Genomic DNA, 22,941 nt, shown 5'->3' with positions numbered 1-22,941 from the left:
AGTCCCTCTACTTTTTGCGATTCTGGAAAAACTCAGCCAGTATCTCTTTCACGTCATGGTTAGTCAAGGCTTTGGAGTAGTGCTTCTTCACTTTCTTAAAGCTCTTGATACGCTCCAGGTCATAAAAGCTTGCTGAAGAGGTTAGCATCAGGATGATCACATGATCACCGGCATCAAGGCCTTTGCGCTGGTATTCTTCCAGAAACTCAAAGCCATCCATAGTTGGCATTTTGATGTCGAGGAAGATGAGGTCAGGGCATTTGAAAGCTCCATCAGGTTGATCGCCACAAGCCTTGCTCAGATAGTCAATTGCTTCTTTCCCGTTTTTCAACACCAGGATTTCTTTTGCTACCTTCATGTCCCTCAGCAGTCGCTGATTCAGGTAGTTTGTGGTGTCGTCATCGTCTACCAGCAGCACTAGGTCAAGCACTTCAGATGCTTCCTTCATAGTCAGTTCTCTTATCTCTCTTAATTCAACGGTAGGGTACAAATTATACTCCCGGATGCGCTATTACCCAGTTGAGCTTCTAACACATTGTAAACAATTAATGTTCAATATTGCCACTCTTTATGGTTTATACCCCCGTACAACAAAAGCAATACAGGATATGCTACACCACAGCGCCGCAAAAATACATTTTTGGTTGTAAAATTTAAAGCTTATTTGGCTGTTATCTTTGTTAAATTTTCAGCCTTCGCACCACCTCTAACCTGCACGTTGCTTCTTTTATTTTTCTTTCTGTTTTTGCCACGCCACATCACAATACCTGTTACCCACAGGGTGGCCGGCATTAGCCCCAAAAAGAACCAAAGTATCCGGGTAATCCAGCCTCCTATTTCGCCAAAGTGTATCGGCACAAACCAGTTGCGCGTAAGCTGACGGCCTATGGGAGCTGTGTGCGGATTGTATTCATACACAATAGCGCCCGTGTACTGATCCAGGTATACCATCGGCCGATCCTGTGGGCCTGCTTCCAGATCCGAGGTGGCCAGGTATGTCAGGTTGAGTGTCCCTGCACTGTCGGGGGCCATCACGAGGGTACGCCTGACGTAGCCCGGGTATAAGTCATCCATGCGGTCGATTGCCTGGTACACGCTAAGTGGTGCTATACCTTGAGTTGGTTGAGATGATTGCAGTGCTTTGACAAAAGGCGTAGGCTCTTTAGCAAAGGTTAGTTTGTCCACCACTGCCTGGGTCTTTTCCTGAAAGCCAAAATATACGCCGGTGATAGCAGCAAAAAAAAGCGGTATGCTAAAGTAAAAGCCAAACACGTTGTGCAGATCGTAATTGCGTCTTTTGAAAGAGGCGTTGGCCTTCAGGCCCAGGCCGTCTTTCAGGTTTCTTTTCTTGCGCGGCATCCACAGGTATAGCCCTGTGGTTAGTAGCACAAAGGCCAGCAACAATGCACTTATACCTGTGATCAAAGCGCCGGTATCTCCTATGGTTAGCTGGCGGTGCATCTCCAGTACAGTATCCATTACGCCCCGTCGCTTTTCGAGCTGTCCTACGTAGTTGCCAGTCGCGGCGTCAAAAAACAGAAACTGCTTGTTGCCTTTCACCTTGACGATGTAGTTCTCCAACTCTCTTACCGGAAAAAAAATATTGGTTACGGGGGCGCCAAACTGCTCTTCGGCCTTGCTGACAACCAGGCGCACGTCCACTGTCACTGCCCCCGGGTCTGAGCTTTTGTACTGCTCAGGGTATAGCGCGACCGTTAGCTCAGGCTGGAAAACATAAAGCGAGCCCGTCAAGCCAACAAAGGCCAGTACGGCGCCCGCTGTCAGGCCGATCCAGAGGTGTAGCTGAAGAAGAAGTTTACGCATGTACCTGAACTTGAAATCGGCGGCATCGCCCTTTGCAGAGCAATACCGCCGATATACTTATTATCTATGTTTCTATCAATTAAAATCTCACGCCAACGGTGCCCTGCACTGCAGTAGGTGCACCCGGCATGATCACGGTTGCTGACTGAGATCCCTCGTAGTATTTCACGTTGGTCAGGTTCTTCACGTTCAGGGCCGCATGGAAACGCTTGCTGTTGTAGAACATGGTAGCGTCGTACCGGGTATAGCCTGGCAGCATAAAGCTGTTGGCATCGTCTACCGGACGGTCCTCTACATACGTGAAGCCACCGCCAATGCCCAGGCCTTTCAACAGGCCGTCCTGTAATTCGTAGGTCGTCCAAAGGCTGCCATTGTTATACCCCACTCCTCTGAAGCGTCGACCTACCGTGCGTCTTGGATCGTCTGCACTCAACGCATCTTTCGTTACACGGGCATCAGTATAGGTATAAGTAGCGATCACATTCAGGCCAGGCAGTACCTCACCGGTAATATCGGTTTCTATACCTTTGCTCTGCACTTCACCTAATTGCACACTAGCGCCGCTTTGTGTCGGGTGCGGTACTACCACGTTCTGGCGTGTGATATCGAAGTAAGCAGCCGTCAGGTTCACGCGGTCGTTCAGCAAACCGATTTTGGTACCGGCTTCATACTGCACAGAAGTGATCGGTCTAAAGGCCTCTCCTTCCAAGGTCTGGCCTATACCTGGCTGGAAGCCTTTTGAGTAGTTGGCATACACTGAAACCGGCCCGTACACCTCGTACAGCACACCCAGTCTTGGGTTGAAGGCCTTGTTGCTTTGCTTTGTGGTTTCGTCTTTCATCCGGTTTTCTTTCTCCTGCTCCCAGATGTCATAGCGACCGCCCAGCAGCACTTTCAGGCGCTGGTTGATGGTGATAAAATCCTGCAGGTAGAAACCCAGCACATCCACACGATCTTGGTAGTCTTGCGAGTAAGTCAGTAGCGAATAGTCCTTCGGCTTAGTATTGTATTGTGGGTTCAGGATATCTAACACATCATAAGGGGCACGCTTCACCCAGATATCGAATATCGAACGTGAGATCTCAATACCTCCCACCGCTTTGTGCTCCACCAGTGCGCCTGTGTTAAAACTGGCGTACAGCTCGTTTTGCGTTGCAATATTGCGGTCGTAGGTATCCTGGTCCTGGTGCTGGCGATTGATGCGGAATGAACCGTCTTTCAATACCGTTGTCTGCTCTACTACATCGCGTGTTTCAGTAGCATAGTTGTAGTTGAAGGCATGGCGGAAGCTCAGCGCCTCAGAGAATTTGTGCTGCAGGTTGTACTGCGCCATGCGGTTTTTGAATTCACCTGTATTACTCGGTTCAATCAAAACGCGGCTTCTAGAAACCGGAGCAATTTGGCCGTTAACGGAGAAGATGCCGCGGTCGGATGGCTGGTCGTGGTTCAGGAACTCTGTCTCTACGGTGAGGGAAGTCTTGTCAGAGAAATCGTAGGTGATAGCCGGGGCCACGAAAATACGCTTCGTTTTCACGAAATCCCGGTAGCTGTCAGCACGCTCGTACACGGCATTCAATCTGTATTTAAATGTTTTGCTTTCGTTCAAAGCACCGCCCAGATCTATAGCAGGTCTTACGAGACCAAAGTTATTCGCCGTGATCTGGATATCCTGGAAGGTATGGGCTGTCGGCTTCTTGGTGGAGATGTTCACCATACCACCCGGATCGCTCACCCCATACAGCACCGATGCCGGGCCTTTCATCACCTCAATCTGCTGGATATTGGCGCTCTCGCGGTAGGTACGCACCGTGTTGCGGAAGCCGTTTTTGAACACGCTCTGCATATCGGTACGGAAACCACGGATCTGGAAAATATCGGAGCGACCACCGAAACCTGTTTCCATGGATACGCCGCTTACATTACGCATGGCATCCTCCAGGCGAAGCACCTGCAACTGGTCCAGGGCACGGCGCGAAACCACCTGTACTGACTGTGGCACCGATTTGATAGGTGCTTCCATCTTTGTGGCTGTCGTGGCGGTGCGCTGCAGGTATTCACCGCTGCGATGTGCCGTCACCTGCACCTCTCCGAGTGAATGCGAAGAAGCAGCCAGGTCTACGTTCACAAAGGACGCCTTCCCTCCTGCCACTTCCAGCAGCTGCTTCTGTAAGGTATAGCCTATACCTGATGCTACCAGCGTGTAGTTGCCGGCAGGTATGTTTCTGATCAGAAATTTGCCTTCGTCGTCTGTGGTGGAACCGTAAGACGTGCCTTCCAGCCCAACGCTGATACCGGCTATACCTTCTCCTCTTTCTGATTGGATACGGCCTTCTATACGGCCTGTGGTTTGAGCATATGCCTGTTGCGCCAGAAGCACGAAGGCAAACATAATGGTGAGTACGCGTTGCATCTATTCTTATTTAGATTTATTCTAAGAAGTGCCGCAAAAGTAAGCACCATATCTATAAGAGAAAAGAGTTATTTAGATATTTTCTAAATAAGTGACAAAAATCCCCTTAAGCCTCTCTATGAGTAGCAACGTACATCTTTTTGAAAGCTTTTTAAGTATTTAGAGTGATACCTGAAGCAGCATGCGGTATCGTTTTAATTGAATCAGAAAGAGAAGATATGGATACTTATAACCTGAAACCTGAGCACATGCGTGCCCCTAATAACCTGACACGCGAAGAAATAGAGAAAAGTCTGGGTGAGCTCGACAACAAGATCAAAACCCTGAAGGCCCGTGTAAATGCCACTGCGGCCGACTCGAACCATACCTACCACGAGCACATAGCGGCACTGGAAGCCAAACGCGAATTGATCGCCAACAAACTCGGCGACCAAGAGGACAGCCAAAGCAAGTGGCAAGGCCTCAAAGATGGCCTCGACAGCCTTAAAAATGACATGGACAACCTGTTCAAATAAAAACAGAAAGCCCCGGTACTAGGTATAGCACCGGGGCTTTTTTATAGCTTAAGCTATACGCCGATTAGCCAGCCACAGGCTCACGGAAACCTACCCAGGTAAAGCGCTTGATCACAAATTCAGGGTTTGTAAAAGAAGCGTTACCGGCCGGATTGCCACCCGTCACGTGGAAGTCAGAGAAAGCCGCATTCTGGTTCACATAAATACCACCCGTCAGGTTAAAGCTCACCGGCGTACCTGCCAAGCTCATCTCATCCATGATCTTCTCTTTTGTATCCTCGTTTGTGGTATAGGCGCCGCAGGAAATCGCTCCGTAGTTCATCGCCATTTCTTTGGCAAGCTCAATCGACTGATCCGTGTCCTTTGTTTTGATCACAAGCGCAATCGGGCCGAACAGTTCGCGGCTGAAGCTTTCCTTCTCAGTAGCGTCCACCTCGTAGATTACTGGCGTGCAGGTACGGGCATTTTCGAACATAGGGTTGCTAAAGTCGCAGGTGCTCAGCACTTCTTTGCCTTTCACGCTTGCTGCCTCTTTCACACGCTCCGATGTGGCCGGATTCTGGATAGCTCCCAATATGTGTGGACCAGCTTTTGGGTTGTTCACCAGGCCAGTCACCGCATCAGCCAGTTTCTTCACTACCTCATCATAAGGCATCATCTCATCTCCTACTTTCACACCAGCTGCTGGCACGAAGAAGTTCTGTGGAGCGGTACACATCTGCCCGGAGTACAGGCTGAGCGAGAAAGCCAGATTCTGGGCTACCTTATCAATATCCTGCACCGAATCCAGTATGATCGAGTTCACGCCAGTTTTTTCTGTGAAAGTCACTTTGCCCGGCAGGCTTTCCACGTAGTTACCAAACTCCGTTCCACCGGTGTAGTCGATCAGTTTTACCTTCGGGTTTTCTGCCAGTTCTTTCGTGATCAGATGATCGTCCGCATCCACTCCAAGCTGACAGATGTAGGGGTTCAGTCCGTTTTCTACCAGCACCTTCTGTACCTCGGCCACTACAATTGCTATAGGCAGCACAGCCTTTGGGTGTGGCTTTACGATAACCGGGTTGCCGGTAACAAGGCTTGCATACATGCCCGGCACCGTATTCCAGGTTGGGAAGGTAGAGCAGCCGATCACCAGGCCTATACCTTTAGGCACAGCTCGCCAGCTCTTATTCAGCTTTAGGTTATACTTACCCATCGGCTTCTCCCACTCCATGTTTTCCGGAAAGCGGGTCTGCTCTTCGTAGCCTGCTGCTATGGCCTCCAGCGCACGGTCAGCTGCATGCGGACCTGATGCCTGAAACGACATCATATAAGCCTGCCCGGTAGTGTGCATCGTAGCGTAGGCAATTTCGAAAAAACGCTCCTTCATGCGCTCCAGCGATTCCACCAGAATAGCGGCACGATCAACTGGCTTTACCTTGCGCCACTGATGGAAAGCATCATCGGCGCGGGACACCAGCGTTTCTGCACTGAAATAAGGGTACTTTATACCTAATGGTTGTTGTTCATAAGGTGATTCTTCCTGACCTGCCCAATTTTCAGCATTATCATGCACCAATTCTGTAAATTTGTTGTTAAGGTGCTGCTTATACCTCTCACGGCCTTCTTTATCAGCGGTTTCGCCATAAATATCGGGCATCGGGTTTTCAGGATATTGCGCAAAAAAACGTCGCTCATGCAGGGCTTTCACGGCGTTTTCTATGATGGGAAGATTTTTATTTTTCAAATCCGAGGTCATAGTATTTATTTTATATAATTAAACACATATATTAGAATCAATTGTTGGAAAGTTACGTATTTTTTTAATACGCACGGGAAGCATCTTTAAATTTCGCCGTGTAATATGCGCTTTTACTCTATACCTCTGCCTACTCAGTGGAGGTCGTATTCACCTAATAGTTTAATATGATTTAATGTTTACCCAAGGGCCAGTGGTTTACCGCTGCATACTTTCTTTACTGTTTATAGTCCTTAGTTCTTCCCTGCTTGCGGCGCAGCATTTGCCTGCTCCAAAGGGTATAGGAAACGCGACTAAACCTCATACCGTTGTCTACAAGCTGAAGCCTCAGTCAGGAAATCAGCTACGCATGGCTACCGGTAATCCTATGCAAAAAGCCCTGCAAAAGGTAGGAGCCAAACCGGTTGAACAGAAGTTCCCGGGGAAAGCCCCCTCTCCTTTTGCCCGCAAGGCCCACGTGGACCTCTCGCTTATCTACGAACTGTCATACGACCCTTCGCACAACCTCGAAGCTGTGCAGCAGGCCCTGCTGGCAACCGGTATGGTGGAGTATGTGGAACCGCTCTACGAACGGGTACCGCTCTACCAGCCTAATGACCCGGCCTCCGACTCAACAAAAACAACGCAAGCTTACCTAAAACTGATACAGGCTTATGGTGCCTGGGCCGTACAGAAAGGCGATACCAATATTGTGATAGGCGTACTGGATTCCGGATTCCGTTTTAGCCATGAAGACATCAAAAATAAGATCAAGTTTAACTATGACGATCCTATAGATGGGATCGACAATGACGGCGACGGACTGATCGATAATTTCTACGGCTGGGACTTCGGTGACAGGGACAATAATCTAACAGATGATTCCCCATATAGAGGGCACGGCACGAAGGTAGCAGGCGTCGCAATTGGCGAGGCCGACAACGGGTTAGGTATAGCAGGCACAGGTTTCAATACCAAGTTTATGCCCATCAAGGTTTTCCCGTCCACTTCAGTTGGTAGCTTTGGCGGCTATGAGGCCATTGTATATGCTGCTGACAAAGGCTGTAGTATCATCAACTTATCCTGGGGTGGCACGGGTTCTTCCAAGTATGAGCAAGACATCATCAATTACGCTGTGCTGGAGAAGGATGTCGTTGTTGTAGCAGCGGCTGGAAACACCAACGCTTTTGTAGAAATATATCCGGCGGCATATGAGAATGTGCTGTCAGTAGGTGGCATCCATAACGATGTGAAGACAAATGGGCATACCTGGAACTACAGGATAGGCTTGTCAGCACCGAGTCAGAGTGTATACAGTACTACTCACAGCCGTGACAACTCCTATGGCACCGATACAGGAACATCACTGGCTTCTCCGATTGTAGCCGGTGCAGCCGCTTTGTTGCGCTCTCAATTGCCGCACCTCAATGCGGTACAGGTCATCCAACGATTACGTGCTACGTCTGACGATATTTATCAATTGCCTGGCAACTCTCCTTACCATGAACTTCTTGGCAAAGGTCGCCTCAATATGAAACGGGCACTTCGCGACAAACAGGTAAAATCAGTTCGCTACACTTCATTTAACGTTGTCGATAACAAGGTGGCGCAGATCGGAGATACTCTGTCATTACACTTGAGCCTGACGAATTACCTCGACCCTACTACTGACCTGAAGCTAAGACTTACTTCAACCTCACCTTTTATCAAAGTGCTCGAGGAAGACCTGAGTGTTGGTGCCATGGCTACTTTGGCTTCACGTAATAATCACAACAAGCCATTCCGTTTCGTAGTGCTCCCGGATGCTCCCCATAATGCCATGGCTACTTTCAGACTTGGTTTTACAGATGGGGACTACCAGGATTTCCAGTATTTTCAGTTACCTGTCAACCCGGATTATATCACCCTTACGGCTAACAACCTGCATATCACCCTGAACAGCAAAGGCAACCTGGGGTACAACGGGTATAATTTCAGACAGGGCATCGGCATCACTTACAAGGGAAGCGCTTCCATGCTTTTTGAGGGCGGACTATTGGTTGCCACTACCCCTGACCGCGTGTCGGACAATGTCCGCAACGCCAGTTGGCAAACAGACAACGACTTTATATCTGTGAACTCCGCACGGCTCCGCCACCACACAGACGATGCAGACCAGGAGATCACCGGGATGATGCGTGACAAATTTCCGGCGCCAACACAGGCGGGTGTGCAGGTCAGCTATAAAGGGATGGCATGGAGCGATACTGCAGACGCTGACTACATCATACTAGAGTATCGCATCCGTAATATGACCCCTGATACGATCAAAACCCTGCATGCCGGTTTATTTGCAGATTGGAATATAACCGACGCTTACATGAACGTAGCAGACTGGGACGAAACACTCAAGATGGGCTATGTCTATAACATGGGCCAGGCTTCGCCATATGCTGGTATCAGTTTGCTTTCGGTGACACCTCCTTCCTACTATGCGATCGACAACTTGTCTGGGGGCTCCTCTACTTTTGCGATAGCCGACGGCTTTAGTACGCAGGAAAAATACAGAGCACTGTCGGGAGGCGTGGCACGAAAAAAAGCATGGGGCAGTGGCTATGGCAATGACGTGGCACATGTTGTGGGCACCACGGCCAAGGGGTTAGCGCCAGGTGAAAGCCAGTTGGTTTCGTTTGCCATTGTCGCTGGAGATGATTTGGAACAGCTTCAGGAAAATGCAAAAGCCGCCCTTATAAAATACCAGGTCATGAAAGCAGGGCCGGCTCCGCTGGCTATCAGTGATACTGTTTGCATTGGCTCGTCGGTTAGTCTTTCGCCGGTGGGAGGCAAGCAGTTCAAGTTTTACGCTGACGAAACTAAAACGAAGCTTCTGGGCGCAGGCAATAATTTCGAACTGGCTGCCCTCGACACAAGCACGGTGCTATACGTTTGCAACGCCGACTCCTTGTTTGACAGCCCGTTGGTACCTTTCCGGATCGTGGTAGCCAACTCTCCTGTAGCCGGTTTCAGCATTGCACAGCAACCGGAAGCTCTGGAGCCCGGCATGAGCATTGATTTCCGTAATGAAAGCGAACATGGCAGTAGCTGGCGATGGGACTTTGGCAACGGCGACACTTCTACTGAACAACACCCTACTTATAGCTATGACTTGCCTGGCTCCTATGATGTGGCCCTGATTGTAGCGAATGCCTATAACTGTGCTGAAGACACTGTCACAAGGCGAATAGAGATTAAGCAAAGCGAAACGGTAATACCGCCATTAGAAGCTCCTCAACAATTTGTAGTGTACCCTAACCCGGCCGTGTACGAACTGTATGTCGCGATGCCTACGGCTGATGCTGCTCTGGCTTTGTTTATGACGGACGCCATGGGCCGTCGTGTCAGTCCCAAGCTACGCAGCCGCCTGCCGCACGAGGCTATCTATGACCTCAGCGGCCTGGCTGAAGGTCTCTATATTGTCCAGCTTACGTATGAGCAAAACACGGTCACGAAACGTTTGCTAATCATGAGACCTTAAGTAAAGTTGTTCCATTCTCCAATGGCCAATCTAAGGTTAGTTTTCGTCAGCCTGTACGGCACCTGATAGCAAGTCGCATAGAATAGAAATAAATATACATCCTTACAAAAACAAAACGCCCCACTCTTTCGAGCGGGGCGTTTTCATTATCGGCAGCTAACTGCTTATTACGCGTTAGTTGACTGTTTCTGCTGCAAACGAATCAGGTTAAGGGCTGAACCAGCCTTGAACCACTCAATCTGTCCTTCGTTGTAGGTATGGTTTACCATGAAGGCATCCTGAGAACCGTCTTTGTGCGTCAATACCACTTTCAGTGGCTGACCAGGTGTGAAGTTCTCCAGACCCAGGATATCGATTGTGTCGTTCTCCTCGATCAGGTCGTAGTCAGCCTTGTTGACGAACGTAAGACCCAGCATACCCTGCTTTTTCAGGTTAGTCTCGTGAATACGAGCGAATGACTTCACAATAACGGCACGAACACCCAGGAAGCGTGGCTCCATGGCCGCATGCTCACGTGATGAACCTTCACCGTAGTTCTCGTCACCAATTACAACAGTACCGATACCAGCAGCTTTGTAAGTACGTGCTGTGGCAGGTACGGTGTCATAACCGCGGGTCATGTCGTTGTATACCTTGTTGGCTTCACCGTTAAACGCGTTGATCGCACCGATCAGCATGTTGTTGGAGATGTTATCCAGGTGACCGCGGTACTTCAACCAAGGTCCAGCCATAGAGATGTGGTCAGTTGTACACTTGCCCTGTGCTTTGATGAGCAGCTTCAGACCTTTCAGGTCAGTGCCTTCCCATGGCTTAAAGCCTTCGAGCAATTGAAGACGATCAGACTTCGGATCAACCACTACCTCTACGCTGCTACCGTCTTCAGCAGGAGCTACATAGCCCGCGTCTTCTACAGCGAAGCCCTGTGGAGGCAATTCGATACCTCTAGGCTCGTCCAGCATTACTTCTTCTCCATCTGCGTTGATCAGCTTATCAACCAATGGGTTGAAGGTCAGGTCACCGGCGATAGCGAAAGCTGTTACGATTTCAGGCGATGCCACGAACGCGTGTGTGTTCGGGTTGCCATCGTTACGCTTAGCGAAGTTACGGTTGAAAGAAGTAATGATAGAGTTCTTGCGTGTAGGGTCGTCTGTGTGACGCGCCCACTGGCCGATGCACGGACCACAGGCGTTTGCCAGTACCACACCGCCCATCTGAGCGAAGGTATCCAACAAGCCGTCGCGGGCTGTGGTAAAGCGTACCAGTTCAGAACCTGGTGTGATGGTAAACTCAGCCTGGGCTACCAGTTTTTTAGTTACAGCCTGCTCGGCAATGGAAGCTGAACGGGTAAGGTCTTCGTAAGAAGAGTTGGTGCAAGATCCGATCAGACCTACTTCCAGTTTAGCTGGCCAGTTGTGCTCTTTTACAACAGCAGCAAACTGAGAAATTGGCCAGGCCGCATCCGGGGTAAATGGTCCGTTTACGTGTGGCTCCAGTGTAGAAAGGTCGATCTCGATCAGTTGATCATAGAAAGCAGCCGGGTCAGCGTATACCTCGTCATCGGCACGCAGTTGGTCAGCTACCTCATCGGCCATCTGCACCACTTCTTCGCGGTTTGTAGCGCGCAGGTAGGCACGCATGCTATCGTCGTAAGCAAATACCGATGTAGTCGCGCCGATCTCAGCACCCATGTTACAGATGGTACCTTTACCGGTACAAGACATAGACTCAGCACCTTCGCCGAAGTATTCTACGATCGCACCTGTACCACCTTTTACAGTCAGGATACCAGCCACTTTCAGGATCACGTCTTTTGGTGAAGTCCAGCCGTTCATCTTGCCGGTCAGTTTCACACCGATCACTTTCGGGAACTTCAGTTCCCAGGCCATTCCGGCCATTACGTCCACGGCATCAGCACCACCTACACCAATGGCTACCATACCCAGACCACCAGCATTTGGTGTATGTGAGTCTGTACCGATCATCATACCGCCCGGGAAAGCGTAATTTTCGAGCACTACCTGGTGGATGATACCTGCACCCGGCTTCCAGAAACCGATACCGTATTTATTCGAAACAGAGGCCAGGAAGTCGTATACCTCTTTGTTTTCGCTGTAAGCGTCCTGCAAGTCCTGGTCAGCACCAACACGTGCCTGGATCAGGTGATCGCAATGCACTGTTGAAGGCACAGCCACCTGCGGCTTACCAGCCTGCATGAACTGAAGCAAGGCCATTTGCGCCGTGGCGTCCTGCATAGCCACCCTGTCAGGAGCGAAGTCTACGTAAGACTTTCCACGCTCAAAGGACTGTGTCGCGTTACCGTCGTAGAGGTGCGCGTACAAGATTTTCTCTGTCAGGGTAAGCGGTCTGCCTACTGCGTTACGGGCAGCATTCACGCGCTCGGCCATCCCGGCATACACTGCCTTGATCATTCCTAAATCAAATGCCATAGTTTTGCTATTGTTATTATTTTTAATGCTTCGTTGTGAAGTTTACAAATGTACGAAATATGCGTGTTTTAGCACAACATTAGCAGATAGGAATATAACATTTCCACACCTGCTATTGCTATTTAGTCTAAGTTTCGCTTTTCACGAATTCATCTAGTAATTTCGCGACATGAAACTTACTTGTTTTAATACCCCAATGAAGCTGATTTTGTTGTTGGCGTTGGCCACCTCACAGCTTTTAACCTCCTGTGGCTCTTCCACATCTAACGATAACACCATACAACCTGGCCCATGGCGTGTTGTGCTGCAGGCACAAGGCCAGGAGATTCCGTTCATCATGGAAGCTGAAGAGCAGAACGGCAAGACCGTGCTATACCTAGTGAATGCCGACGAGCGCATACTTGTGGACGAAATAAAGGAAGAGGGCGACTCGCTCAAGATCAGGTTGCACATCTTCGACGCCGACCTGATCGCCAAAGTAGAAGGCGACAAGATGGCCGGCCGCTTCACCCGTAACGACCTGACCAAGCGCTACTCTGTACCTTTCACGGCTGAGCATGGCAAGACCAACCGCTTCAAGGAAAATCCCGCTCCGGCTACTTATGACTTTTCCGGCAAATGGGAAGTGACCTTCACGAAGAAAGACGGCAAAACCTACCCGGCAATCGGTGTATTTGAGCAGAAAGACAACTACGTGACCGGCACGTTTATTACCCAAACCGGTGACTACCGCTATCTGGAGGGTCAGGTAGAAGGCAATGAGTTGAAGCTTTCTACTTTTGACGGTAACCACGACTACCTGTTCACGGCACAGCCAACAGCTGATGAAACGCTGCAAGGCGAGTACTTTGCCGGCCTCTATGACTACGAGACCTGGACTGCCAGACGCAACGAAAACGCCGAACTGGCCAATGCCAACGAACTGACTTACCTGAAGCCAGGCTACGAGTCGCTGGAGTTCACATTCCCTGACCTGGAGGGCAAGCAGGTGTCGCTATCGGATGACAAATACAAGGGCAAGGTAGTGCTAGTGCAGCTGCTGGGCTCCTGGTGCCCGAACTGTATGGACGAAACACAATTTCTGGCTCCTTACTACGCCAAGAACAAAGACCGCGGACTTGAGATTATCGGCCTGGGTTTTGAGCGCACCAAAGGCTACGAACAAGCCGTGCCACGTCTGACTAAAATGAAGGATCGCTTCAACATTGAGTATGACCTGCTCTACGCCGGTCCGGCCGACAAAGAAGCTGCCGCGCAGGCGCTCCCAGCCCTCAACCATGTGCTCTCCTTCCCGACCACCATCTTCATCGACCGCCAGGGCAAAGTGCGCAAGATCCATACTGGCTTCTCGGGGCCTGGGACCGGAAAGTACTACGAAGAGTGGGTGGCAGAATTTAATAAGACAATGGACGAGCTGCTGGCGGAGAAGATTTGATTGTTAGTTGCTGATTGTCAGATGATCGGCAGGTATAGCAAAGGCCGTTACTTTACCAGTAGCGGCCTTTGTGTTTTTGTATCTCCGCCTTGCGATTTCATCACTTTATGGATCTTCCATACAGTAACTTCGGGCTACCATTCATCCTGGAGATCTATGCTTAGGCATGTTTCCGAAGCCGCACAATCCTAAAAGTTCCGCCAAAAGCTGCTGGCTCGTTCAATTCCACCTGCAGCGAGGTATGGCACACGATCTTGCCAATGCTGCGGTTCACATCAGAGAAGAGCGTGCTGGCGACTTGGTTGAAGAGGCGGCGCAGCAGCGAAGGCTTCTGCCCGTCAGGCAGAAACTTATCGAAGACCATGACCGTGCCGCCTGGCTTCAGCACTCGCTCCACTTCCTTTATACAGGCAACAGGATCAGGTATAACCGCGATGATCAGGTGCAGGATCACCGCATCGAAACTGTTATCGGCATAGGCAAGCTGCTGGCCGTTCATCACATGGGCCTCCACAGGTATAGCCAACTGCTTGGCACGGGCTTTTAGTTTAGTGATCATACCTGGCGTAATGTCGTTGGCGGTGATGTGGGTATAGCCTTGCAGGTATGGGAGGTCCAGTCCGGTGCCCGCACCGATGATAAGAATGGCATCGTTGGGTTTAGCTTGCAGCAGCTCGATGGAACGCTGGCGGTGCTTGCGGAAAACACGGTCAGCGATCAGGTCATACACCGGCAGGTATAGGGTATAGCGCAGTCGGTTCCAGTTGTTCGTATTGAGACTCATTTTTCATAGGTTATTTTGTGCCCCCAAAATTACCTCCGCTCCTGTCTTTCAGGCTTACAGATTTCATTCCAAAGTTTACAGATATTTTCGCTCCAGGTATAGCAGTTAAAACAGCGATTACTTTTTTGTCATCTCGACCGATGGGAGAGATCTGAGGTCTTAATGCTGTAGGCTCCAGATTTCTCACTAGCGTTCGAAATGACACAGGAGTTACGAGGCAGGTCCGCCTCTGCCAGTCTGGTATAGGGTATAGGTATATCCATCCTAGGAGTCTTTTCTGATCTTGGAAATCCTGATTCTGATAAACTATACCTGTGCACGATTCGGACAGGTCACCCCCTGTCCCTACCGAGGTCGGCATACCTGGCACAGAGAACATCCTGCTGATCTAAGATCAACAATTTAACCATCAACAATTTAACAATTTATTTCTCCCTTTCGATAGTAAAAGCAATGAGCTGCTCCAGGGAGGTGCGGGATGGGGAGGCCGGGAAGGTATAAAGAATAGCGAGCGCCTCGGCATGGTACTGGTTCATGACCTCGATGGTATACTGTATACCGCCGGAGGTTTTCACGTAGTCGATTACCTGCTGCACGCGCCTGTTGTCGCCGTTGTTGTTTTTTACGTTGTAGATCACTCGGCGGCGGGTCATCCAATCAGCTTCCCGCAAGGCGTGAATCAAGGGTAAGGTCATCTTCTTTTCTTTGATGTCTATACCTACCGGCTTGCCGATTTCAGCAGTGCCGTAGTCGAACAGGTCGTCTTTGATCTGGAAGGCAATGCCTACTTTCTCACCGAAGAGTCGAGCTTTTTCTATGTCTTCTTTAGAGGCGCCGGCAGAGGCAGCTCCCACTGCACAGCAGGAAGCAATCAGGGAGGCAGTCTTCTGTCGGATGATGTCGAAGTACACAGACTCGTCAATGTCCAGGCGGCGTGCTTTTTCGATCTGTAACAGCTCCCCTTCGCTCATTTCCTTCACGGCATTCGACACGATCTTGAGCAGTTCGTAATCGTCGTTCTGCAGCGATAGCAGCAGGCCTTTGGAGAGCAGGTAGTCGCCCACCAGCACAGCAATCTTATTTTTCCAGAGGGCATTTACAGAGAAGAAACCGCGGCGGTAGTTGGCCTCGTCCACCACGTCGTCGTGCACGAGGGTGGCGGTATGCAACAGCTCGATTAAGGCCGCACCACGATAGGTGGCATCCCCGATGGCATCGCCGCGGAAGAGCTTGGCCATGAAAAACACAAACATCGGCCGCATCTGCTTGCCCTTGCGTTTTACGATGTAGCTCATGATCTTGTCGAGAAGCAGTACCTTAGACTTCATCGAAGTCCTGAACTTTTTCTCGAACAGCTCCATTTCCTGCGCAATCGGCGCTTGTATTTCCTTTAGGCTAATGCTCATGCGATATTCCGCAATATTACTAGGTGTGGGGGTCGTTTCCAAACAAGTATAGCAAATCGGCGTTTAAATAATCTTAGATAAGCCAGGCGGTATACGTAACCAACAGCACAGCCTAGTGCTGGTTTGCCGCATGCCTAAAATAACTATATTGCCTTCTGATAACACAGCAGACTGTTATGGCAGACACACTCAAAGTAGACTTCGTGGTATACCCGGAGCACGAGCGTCCTTTCACCGCTGACGCCACCTATACCCAGGACGGAAACAGAAAGCCGGTCGTGCTTTATACCCATGGTTTCAAAGGCTTCAAAGATTGGGGGCATTTCAACCTGCTGGCAAACTATTTTGCCGAGCAGGGTTTTGTGTTCATCAAATTCAACTTCTCTCACAACGGCACCAGCATCGACAACGATTCCGATCTGCACGACATGGAGGCTTTTGGACGCAACAACTTCAGCATTGAGCTGGAGGACCTGAAGTCGCTTATCGACATGGTGCACGACGAGGAAGGCCCGCTTCCACAGAACGAATTAGATCTCGACCGGATTTACCTGATAGGCCACAGCCGTGGTGGCGGGTCTGTCATACTCAAAGCTGCAGAAGACACCCGTGTGCGTGCTGTGGCTACCTGGGCCGCCGTCAACAACTTTGACCAACGCTGGGACGAGCTGGAGCAGGAACAGTGGAAAAAAGAAGGGGTGCAGTGGGTTACTAATTTTCGCACAGGTCAGCAAATGCCCTTGTACTACCAGATCGTGGAGGACTACCTGGCCAATGTCGAGCGACTGGAGATTCCGAAAGTGATTCAGAAAATGCAGCAGCCCTTGCTCATCCTGCATGGCGAAGAGGACGAGACACTGCCCGTGCAGATGGCCCACGACCTGCATACCTGGAAACCCGATGCGGAGCTGCACCTGCTACCCGGCGCCGATCACTCTTTCGGGGGCCAGCACCCATACCAGCAGGAAGAATTACCACTTGCAGCTAAAGCCGCTGCCGACCTGAGTATCGCCTTTTTTAACAAACATGCCTAATTTATACCTGCTCCTGGGCGGTAACCTCGGTGACCGCACGCTATACCTGTCCCAAGCTTGCGAACGCATTGCCGCACAGGTCGGCCCGATCACGCAAAGCTCCTCTCTCTACGAAACAGCTGCCTGGGGCAAGACGGATCAACCTGCTTTCCTGAACCAGGTATTAGAGGTACAGACTACTCTCAGTCCGGAGCAAGTGCTGCAAACGATCAATCAGATAGAGCAGGACCTCGGCCGCATCCGGCACGAGCACTGGGGAGCACGCGTCATAGACATCGACATTTTGTTCTATGACGAACTTGTACTACAATCGCAGCGCCTGACTATCCCCCATCCGCAGCTACACCTGCGCCGGTTCACGCTCCTGCCACTGGGTGAGATAGCACCGCATATGCAGCACCCAGTACTTCACATGCAGGTAACACAGCTCTTACAAAATTGCCCAGACGAACTTCCCGTTTATTTATTTAATTCAACTTCAAACCAATAGCTTGTATGGGAGCTGTGAATTTCCTCTAAAATACCTTACTTTAGAGCGGAATACAGCCAAGAGAGCAAAATTTTACTTATATTGTGAGATAACTATACTTGCGATTATGCATGATTTGATGCGCTTGTGGTTCGCTTCTCCCCAATAGCTTATGAACGACCTCCTCACCATCATCACAAACGAAAGAAGAAGCCTTTTGCGGGGCTTCCTGGTTGTGTTTATCCTGGTGCTTCCTTTTACTTTTATACCTGTTCTGTTCACGCAGCGCTTTACTGCAGAAACATTTAGCCAGCAATTGCCAGATAAGGCTTTGGTTGCAGCACTAATCGCCGCTGGCATAATTATCCTGCTGCTACTCAACAATTACGAAAAGCTGCTGCAGAAGAAGCGGCTGTATGACCTCCCTGCCTTTTCATCGCTTCACTTCAACGGAGCTGTTGAAAAATACAACTCGATTGTAAAAGAAATTTCGACCTATCTGTTCGGCAAAGCAGGCAATTACTTTTTCAGGGTGAACATCACCAACCCAAGACAGCACAATATTCAGGTTGAGCTCTCACCCCTCATCTATGTCGGTCAAAACCAGGAGTTACTGGACCGGCTCATGCAAGAGCTAAAGCTAAAGGAGAATTTATACCTGTCACGCGTGATCAATCTTCCGGAAGAGGAACTGCAACACAGCGACATCATTAGAAACGAACTCTTGAAACTGTCGGACGAACTAAGCAGACTAGGCGTAACACCGATGGCCGTAGACGGGAATGGGCAGTAAGCCCTGCCTAAGCACCGTCATTAAGACATCTACTTCCCATAAAAAAAAGACCATTGCAGCAGCAGCCACAATGGTCTTTTTTTATGTCTTGCTTTAAGGTTTTATTCCACTGAACTCACCTCAGCCGTACGTTCTATCTTTTTAACCAATCCCTGCAATACCTTGCCTGGGCCGCACTCTACGAAATGCGTCGCGCCATCAGCCACCATTTGCTGTACTGATTGCGTCCAGCGTACCGGGGCTGTCAGCTGGCTGATCAGGTTCTGCTTGATCTCTTGCGGATCAGTGTGCGGCTGAGCGTCCACGTTCTGATAAATCGGGCAGATGCCCTGGCTGAAAGTCGTTTCTTTAATGGCTTTGGCCAGCTCCTCTTCCGCCGGCTTCATCAGCGGGGAGTGGAAAGCGCCGCCCACAGGTAGTGGCAAGGCACGCTTAGCACCGGCTTCCTTCATCTTCTCGCAGGCGATTTCTATCCCTTTGTTAGTGCCCGAGATCACCAGCTGACCCGGACAGTTGTAATTCGCCGCCACCACTACTTCACCTTCAACTGAGGCACATACTTCCTCTACTTTCGCATCGTCCAGACCAAGGATAGCCGCCATGGTAGACGGATTGGCCTCGCAGGCTGCCTGCATCGCCATCGCTCTTTTATATACCAATCTCAGGCCATCCTCAAAGCTCAGCACCTTGCTGGCTACCAAAGCCGAAAACTCACCCAGTGAGTGTCCAGCGACCATATCCGGATTGAAATCCTGGGCAACAGCCGCCTGTGCTACTGAGTGCAGAAAGATAGCCGGTTGTGTCACTCTGGTTTGCTTCAGCTCATCATCTGTACCACCGAACATGATGTCTGTAATGTTGAATCCCAGAATCTCGTTTGCTCTGTCAAAAAGCTGACGGGCAGTCTCGTGCTGCTCATACAGGTCCTTGCCCATGCCCACAAACTGCGAACCCTGTCCCGGGAAAACGTATGCCTTTTTCATGCTAATATTAGTTGTTGATAGTTAGTTGCTGGTTGTTGAGTGGGTAAATTGTTAAATGGTTGAAAAGCCAGGTACATGCTGCGAGGTCCGATGTATACCTGACCTGCGCCTATACCTGCCGACCTGTTTGAGTTTTCAGGTATAATCAACGTTCCGATTGTCTATACCTACCTCGCTTATACCTGCATAAGGTATAAGGGGTAGCAACAAAGCTCTTAGCTGCTCGGCCAAAGTAAGACCCAACAACAATTTAACCATCAACAATTTAACAATTCAATACGCTACAAACCGGGCCCTCTCCTCGGGGCTGGGCAACATACAGGCTTCGTTGCGTCCTGCTATGCGGTAGCGGTGTTTCGCGATGAAGCGATACACAAAATCGCGGAAAGATAAGGGAATAAACCTGAAATAGTAAAGCCCCGACCACGGAAAATTGAGATGGCGGGCAATGCGGAGGGCGGCTTCAGACTCCGTATAGAGCTGGCCGTTTTCAAAGAAAAGAATAGAATCGGGCAGAGGATCAGGCACCAGCTGCTGCGGCACGAGTTGTTCCACCAATCCGGATTGCAAAGCGGCGAAATGCAGGTTCTGCCGCGTGTTATACTTTAAAGCGATCTGTATGCTGGCCTGGCAAAAGCCGCAGGTTCCATCGTAAAACACGATGGGCAAACCCTGCAGCCGGTCCAGTTCATCTTTTGTCATTAGCGTACTATTTCTACCCAGCCTTTGTACTTACTGCGGCTGCGGTTCGGGTCAATGGATATAAACTCAACCTCGGCCTCGTAATAGTAAACCCCATCTGTGAGGCGCTTACCATCGTTATCGGTGCCTGGCCAATTGATATACGCATCTGAGTTGCTTTCGTATACCTTCACGCCCCATCGGTTGAATACCTTGAAGGTAGTGGAGCGAATAAACGCAGCCCTTGGATCTGGCTTGAACACATCATTTTTGCCGTCAGCGTTAGGCGTGATAATGTTCGGCAGCTCAAAGAAGAAGCAATTGTCTTTGCACTCTTCGTTGCTTGGCTCGCTCTCCTCTCCCGCCAGACTGGTGGCCGTCACGTAGTAGCAAGCCGCAAAAGACTCCAGCCCGGTATGGGTAAAGGTGGTCTCTTTCGTCGTGGCAATGGCGCGATAATCCGTTTCGCCTGGTCCTCTGAAGTATACCGTATAGAAGTCGATCTCATCCGTGCATCCATTTTCGATCTGTGGCACCCAGTTCAGCACATTCTGGTAAGGTGGCCGGGTTGGGTTTGCAAAGAAAGCCTCACAGTTGAGCACATCCAGGGTCAGTTCAGGCGGGCAGATCACCAGTGGTATTTCCACGCACACTTCCTGACTCAGGTTCTGCAGTGGCTCCGGCAGACCGTCTATCTGGTAAGTGCCCTGGGTGCGTACCACGTAGCAGTAGGTCTGGCCTCGCTCCAGTGGGGCGGCGGCAGTGCCATTGTCGGTAAAGGTGCCGCTGCTAGCTGATGCTGCTACGCTGCCTACCTGCACCAGTTCATCTCCCACTACCCGGAAGATCTGGTGCTCCAGCACTTCGTTACGCCACGGCACATTATAGGTCCAGTTGAGTGTCACACCCAGTTCATCGCCTGTACTCTGTGCTTCGGCAGCCAGTCGCACACTGGAGGCGGATGTCGAATCGCGCAGCATATCCGGTGTAGCGCCACCTGGTGCAGTGGTACTGTAGAACTCAAGTTTATATCGATAGGCGTTTTCCTCTGTATTCAAGCCGCTGTTCACATAGACGGTGTCGCTCAGTCTGCGGGAAGTAAATACCCGCTGATAGGCTCCGCCTGGCTCCTGCCTTGTCTTACGGTACAGTCGGTACTCAAATGGTGGATTGAGGCGTTCGATTCCTGGCCCCGGCTGCGTCCAGCGGACGGTAATCTGTCCGTTAGTCACGTCGGTGCGGTCTACTGTTACATTTGTGATATAAGGTATGTCACGCTCTATTACAACACAGGCCTCCAGCGAAGCGATACTTTGTCCGCCAGCCGGTCTTGGAAACTCAGCATAGATCACATAGCAATACTCTGCGCCTGCTGCCAGCCCTTGCCCGTTGTTATCATCCAAAAACTCAGTAGCATCCTTGCCCACCTCTCCTATCAGCACATAGCCCGTGCTGGCAGGCACGCCAGTTTCGCAAGGGCCGGGGGTCCAGCCAGAGGGTCCTTCGCGCCTGTAGATCCGGATGGTTGCGGCATTCTGACAGATATAGCTGTCCCAGGTCAGCCGCACGGTACGGTCCTGTCCGGTTGCCAGCAGGTTTTGAGGCGGCGGTCCAATGACTCTGATGCGATAAGGCTGCAGGTCAGCCAGCTGCCTCGATGGCGGCGGCGGGTTATCCTCTGCCCTGAAAATTACCTGATATGGGTTGGCACGCACATCGTTGCAGGAAGTATTCCATACCAGCTGTCCTGCTGCGCGGCCAGGCTGGTTAACGGTCACGTTGAAGGTGGCAGGTGGCAGAACACCACCGGTACCAGGCGCAGTAAGCGTGATCAGGTGACCGTCAGGGTCAGTAGCTGTGATGGTAGTGCGCAGCGTTTCGCCAGCTACGATACAGGTGTCGCGGGGAACCAGCACCGGCGGACGGTTACGGGCATCCACCACCAGGATTTGCATGTCGCGCACCACCGTACTGATCAGCACGGGTGCGGCGCCTGTTACACGCCACTCTTCCACCACAAAGGCTACGTTATACTCACCCAGTCGGCAGGGCGCGTCCCAGGTTAACTGTCCGGTGATAGGGTCAAGGGTAAAAGTAGAAGGCCCGGTGTTAGCGGAGTTGCGACAGTTATCCACCGTATGCGGATCGCGGTAGCCAGGCACGTTGGTGATCGTGCCAGTAGCCTGATTGCGGTGCTGCGGTTGTATCAGTTTGTATGCCAGACTATCTCCATCGTCATCAATAGCCCCTGGGTTATGTACCCAGCGCTCACCAGCAGTCGCTTCGTCAATAGGTGCCACGGTGAGTACTGGTGTACTGTTCAGGCCACGGAGCGGGTTGATCGAAACTGTGGTCGTAATAGAAAAGGTAAGCTGATCGGTTGGAGCGGCCATGTTCAGGATGCCCCCATTGCGGTTTTCCCCTACCCATGTGACAGGATAGGTACCATTGGCCGGGAAAATATACTCCCACACAAATACTTCTCGGTCTACATCCGGCTTTACCGGTGTTACAGACTGCCGTTCTACCCGCACTGTCTCCCCTGTACCCATCGAAATAAAAACAAAGGGATCATCGGCCGGGGAGCTGGTTTTGGTGTACATCACCATGGTGAAGAAGAACTTCCGGGGATTGGGGTTGGGACCTGTGTCCCTGCGGGCTGTAATATCTCCCGCCCTGATATGTGTTGCCTGCGCCTCGTATGCATATCCCAACAACAACATCAATACCAACAGCACAATGCGGCCAGGCAAGCAACAGCTCAAGCGTAAACTATTTGGCATAAGCGTAGAGTTAGGTTTGGCGCTGAACAAAGGTAAAATGAAAACTGAATTTTTACCTTTTTATTATCAACAATCACAAGAAAAGTGGGTTTATAATATATGGTTTTCAGTCCTACGCATTGCAATTTAGATTGATTCAAAATATG

At 50.6% G+C, this 22,941-nt stretch carries 16 protein-coding genes; 6 read left to right on the top strand and 10 right to left on the bottom strand.

All coding sequences use genetic code 11. From position 1 onward, the window contains the following. Positions 1–7 precede the first annotated feature (7 nt). The 3 genes from BW972_RS13725 to BW972_RS13715 form a co-directional block, all read right to left on the bottom strand. Entirely contained in the window at positions 8–448 is a 441-nt protein-coding gene (locus tag BW972_RS13725) for a response regulator (protein WP_007652442.1), read from the bottom strand. Positions 449–660: 212 nt separating this feature from the next. Then, positions 661–1,824 (bottom strand): PepSY-associated TM helix domain-containing protein, encoded by a 1,164-nt coding sequence (locus tag BW972_RS13720; protein ID WP_076422554.1) that lies wholly within the window; start codon positions 1,822–1,824, stop codon positions 661–663. A 79-nt stretch (positions 1,825–1,903) separates the two neighbouring features. Next, on the bottom strand, positions 1,904–4,234 hold the full coding sequence (locus tag BW972_RS13715) for a TonB-dependent receptor (protein WP_076422553.1): 2,331 nt from the start codon (positions 4,232–4,234) through the stop codon (positions 1,904–1,906). A gap of 218 nt (positions 4,235–4,452) precedes the next feature. Between BW972_RS13715 and BW972_RS13710 the strand changes: the two genes are divergently transcribed. Further along, positions 4,453–4,749 (top strand): sll1863 family stress response protein, encoded by a 297-nt coding sequence (locus BW972_RS13710; protein ID WP_007652445.1) that lies wholly within the window; start codon positions 4,453–4,455, stop codon positions 4,747–4,749. 64 nt (positions 4,750–4,813) lie between these two features. Here BW972_RS13710 and paaN read toward each other — a convergent pair whose 3' ends face one another. Further along, positions 4,814–6,487, bottom strand: a complete 1,674-nt coding sequence (gene paaN, locus BW972_RS13705; RefSeq protein WP_076422552.1) for a phenylacetic acid degradation protein PaaN — start codon at positions 6,485–6,487, stop codon at positions 4,814–4,816. 367 nt (positions 6,488–6,854) lie between these two features. Here paaN and BW972_RS13700 point away from each other — a divergent pair, with 367 nt between their 5' ends. After that, positions 6,855–9,980 (top strand): S8 family serine peptidase, encoded by a 3,126-nt coding sequence (locus BW972_RS13700; protein WP_234986385.1) that lies wholly within the window; start codon positions 6,855–6,857, stop codon positions 9,978–9,980. 167 nt (positions 9,981–10,147) lie between these two features. Here the strand turns inward: BW972_RS13700 and BW972_RS13695 are convergent, their stop codons facing one another. Continuing rightward, entirely contained in the window at positions 10,148–12,427 is a 2,280-nt protein-coding gene (locus tag BW972_RS13695; protein WP_076422550.1) for an aconitate hydratase, read from the bottom strand. 196 nt (positions 12,428–12,623) lie between these two features. Between BW972_RS13695 and BW972_RS13690 the strand changes: the two genes are divergently transcribed. After that, the gene (locus BW972_RS13690) at positions 12,624–13,862 is read left to right on the top strand and encodes a peroxiredoxin family protein (protein ID WP_076422549.1); all 1,239 of its coding nucleotides are present in this window, start codon (positions 12,624–12,626) and stop codon (positions 13,860–13,862) included. Between the two features lie 160 nt (positions 13,863–14,022). Here the strand turns inward: BW972_RS13690 and BW972_RS13685 are convergent, their stop codons facing one another. Together BW972_RS13685 and BW972_RS13680 are read right to left on the bottom strand one after the other, a co-directional pair. Then, positions 14,023–14,646 carry a class I SAM-dependent methyltransferase gene (locus tag BW972_RS13685; RefSeq protein ID WP_076422548.1) on the bottom strand — a complete coding sequence of 208 codons (624 nt, stop codon included), beginning with the start codon at positions 14,644–14,646 and terminating at the stop codon, positions 14,023–14,025. Positions 14,647–15,071: 425 nt separating this feature from the next. Then, complete coding sequence (locus tag BW972_RS13680) at positions 15,072–16,052, bottom strand: polyprenyl synthetase family protein (protein ID WP_076422547.1); 981 nt, start codon at positions 16,050–16,052, stop codon at positions 15,072–15,074. Positions 16,053–16,228: 176 nt separating this feature from the next. On the opposite strand from BW972_RS13680, the gene BW972_RS13675 reads away from it, so the two are divergent. From BW972_RS13675 to BW972_RS13665, 3 genes are all read left to right on the top strand, one after another. After that, entirely contained in the window at positions 16,229–17,086 is an 858-nt protein-coding gene (locus tag BW972_RS13675) for an alpha/beta hydrolase family protein (RefSeq protein ID WP_076422546.1), read from the top strand. Then, a complete protein-coding gene (gene folK, locus BW972_RS13670) occupies positions 17,079–17,576 on the top strand; it encodes a 2-amino-4-hydroxy-6-hydroxymethyldihydropteridine diphosphokinase (protein WP_007652453.1) in 498 nt (165 codons plus the stop codon). The genes BW972_RS13675 and folK overlap by 8 nt, the downstream gene beginning before the upstream one ends. Before the next feature lie 151 nt (positions 17,577–17,727). Next, positions 17,728–18,348 carry a hypothetical protein gene (locus tag BW972_RS13665; protein WP_007652454.1) on the top strand — a complete coding sequence of 207 codons (621 nt, stop codon included), beginning with the start codon at positions 17,728–17,730 and terminating at the stop codon, positions 18,346–18,348. 101 nt (positions 18,349–18,449) lie between these two features. On the opposite strand, the gene fabD is transcribed toward BW972_RS13665, so the two are convergent. The 3 genes from fabD to BW972_RS13650 form a co-directional block, all read right to left on the bottom strand. Continuing rightward, complete coding sequence (fabD, locus tag BW972_RS13660; RefSeq protein ID WP_007652455.1) at positions 18,450–19,331, bottom strand: ACP S-malonyltransferase; 882 nt, start codon at positions 19,329–19,331, stop codon at positions 18,450–18,452. 273 nt (positions 19,332–19,604) lie between these two features. Next, positions 19,605–20,033: a thiol-disulfide oxidoreductase DCC family protein gene (locus BW972_RS13655; RefSeq protein ID WP_076422545.1), complete on the bottom strand. Its 429-nt coding sequence runs from the start codon at positions 20,031–20,033 to the stop codon at positions 19,605–19,607. Then, positions 20,033–22,795, bottom strand: a complete 2,763-nt coding sequence (locus BW972_RS13650; RefSeq protein ID WP_234986384.1) for a T9SS type B sorting domain-containing protein — start codon at positions 22,793–22,795, stop codon at positions 20,033–20,035. Before BW972_RS13650 ends, BW972_RS13655 begins: the two co-directional genes overlap by 1 nt. Between the last annotated feature and the right edge of the window lie 146 nt (positions 22,796–22,941).

The sequence above is a fragment of the Pontibacter lucknowensis genome, from assembly GCF_900156415.1.
GTDB classification, from domain to species: Bacteria; Bacteroidota; Bacteroidia; order Cytophagales; family Hymenobacteraceae; genus Pontibacter; species Pontibacter lucknowensis.
This window is presented reverse-complemented; position numbering and strand designations above follow the sequence as displayed.

What these genes read in the sequence shown, in the direction of transcription:
- BW972_RS13675 (WP_076422546.1), top strand. Translation starts at nt 16,229, where the DNA reads ATGGCAGACACACTCAAAGTAGACTTCGTGGTATACCCGGAGCACGAG.
- BW972_RS13695 (WP_076422550.1), bottom strand. Translation starts at nt 12,427, where the DNA reads ATGGCATTTGATTTAGGAATGATCAAGGCAGTGTATGCCGGGATGGCC.
- BW972_RS13710 (WP_007652445.1), top strand. Translation starts at nt 4,453, where the DNA reads ATGGATACTTATAACCTGAAACCTGAGCACATGCGTGCCCCTAATAAC.
- BW972_RS13665 (WP_007652454.1), top strand. Translation starts at nt 17,728, where the DNA reads ATGAACGACCTCCTCACCATCATCACAAACGAAAGAAGAAGCCTTTTG.
- fabD (WP_007652455.1), bottom strand. Translation starts at nt 19,331, where the DNA reads ATGAAAAAGGCATACGTTTTCCCGGGACAGGGTTCGCAGTTTGTGGGC.
- BW972_RS13700 (WP_234986385.1), top strand. Translation starts at nt 6,855, where the DNA reads ATGCAAAAAGCCCTGCAAAAGGTAGGAGCCAAACCGGTTGAACAGAAG.
- BW972_RS13720 (WP_076422554.1), bottom strand. Translation starts at nt 1,824, where the DNA reads ATGCGTAAACTTCTTCTTCAGCTACACCTCTGGATCGGCCTGACAGCG.
- BW972_RS13650 (WP_234986384.1), bottom strand. Translation starts at nt 22,795, where the DNA reads ATGCCAAATAGTTTACGCTTGAGCTGTTGCTTGCCTGGCCGCATTGTG.
- BW972_RS13655 (WP_076422545.1), bottom strand. Translation starts at nt 20,033, where the DNA reads ATGACAAAAGATGAACTGGACCGGCTGCAGGGTTTGCCCATCGTGTTT.
- BW972_RS13715 (WP_076422553.1), bottom strand. Translation starts at nt 4,234, where the DNA reads ATGCAACGCGTACTCACCATTATGTTTGCCTTCGTGCTTCTGGCGCAA.
- BW972_RS13690 (WP_076422549.1), top strand. Translation starts at nt 12,624, where the DNA reads ATGAAGCTGATTTTGTTGTTGGCGTTGGCCACCTCACAGCTTTTAACC.
- folK (WP_007652453.1), top strand. Translation starts at nt 17,079, where the DNA reads ATGCCTAATTTATACCTGCTCCTGGGCGGTAACCTCGGTGACCGCACG.
- BW972_RS13685 (WP_076422548.1), bottom strand. Translation starts at nt 14,646, where the DNA reads ATGAGTCTCAATACGAACAACTGGAACCGACTGCGCTATACCCTATAC.
- BW972_RS13725 (WP_007652442.1), bottom strand. Translation starts at nt 448, where the DNA reads ATGAAGGAAGCATCTGAAGTGCTTGACCTAGTGCTGCTGGTAGACGAT.
- paaN (WP_076422552.1), bottom strand. Translation starts at nt 6,487, where the DNA reads ATGACCTCGGATTTGAAAAATAAAAATCTTCCCATCATAGAAAACGCC.
- BW972_RS13680 (WP_076422547.1), bottom strand. Translation starts at nt 16,052, where the DNA reads ATGAGCATTAGCCTAAAGGAAATACAAGCGCCGATTGCGCAGGAAATG.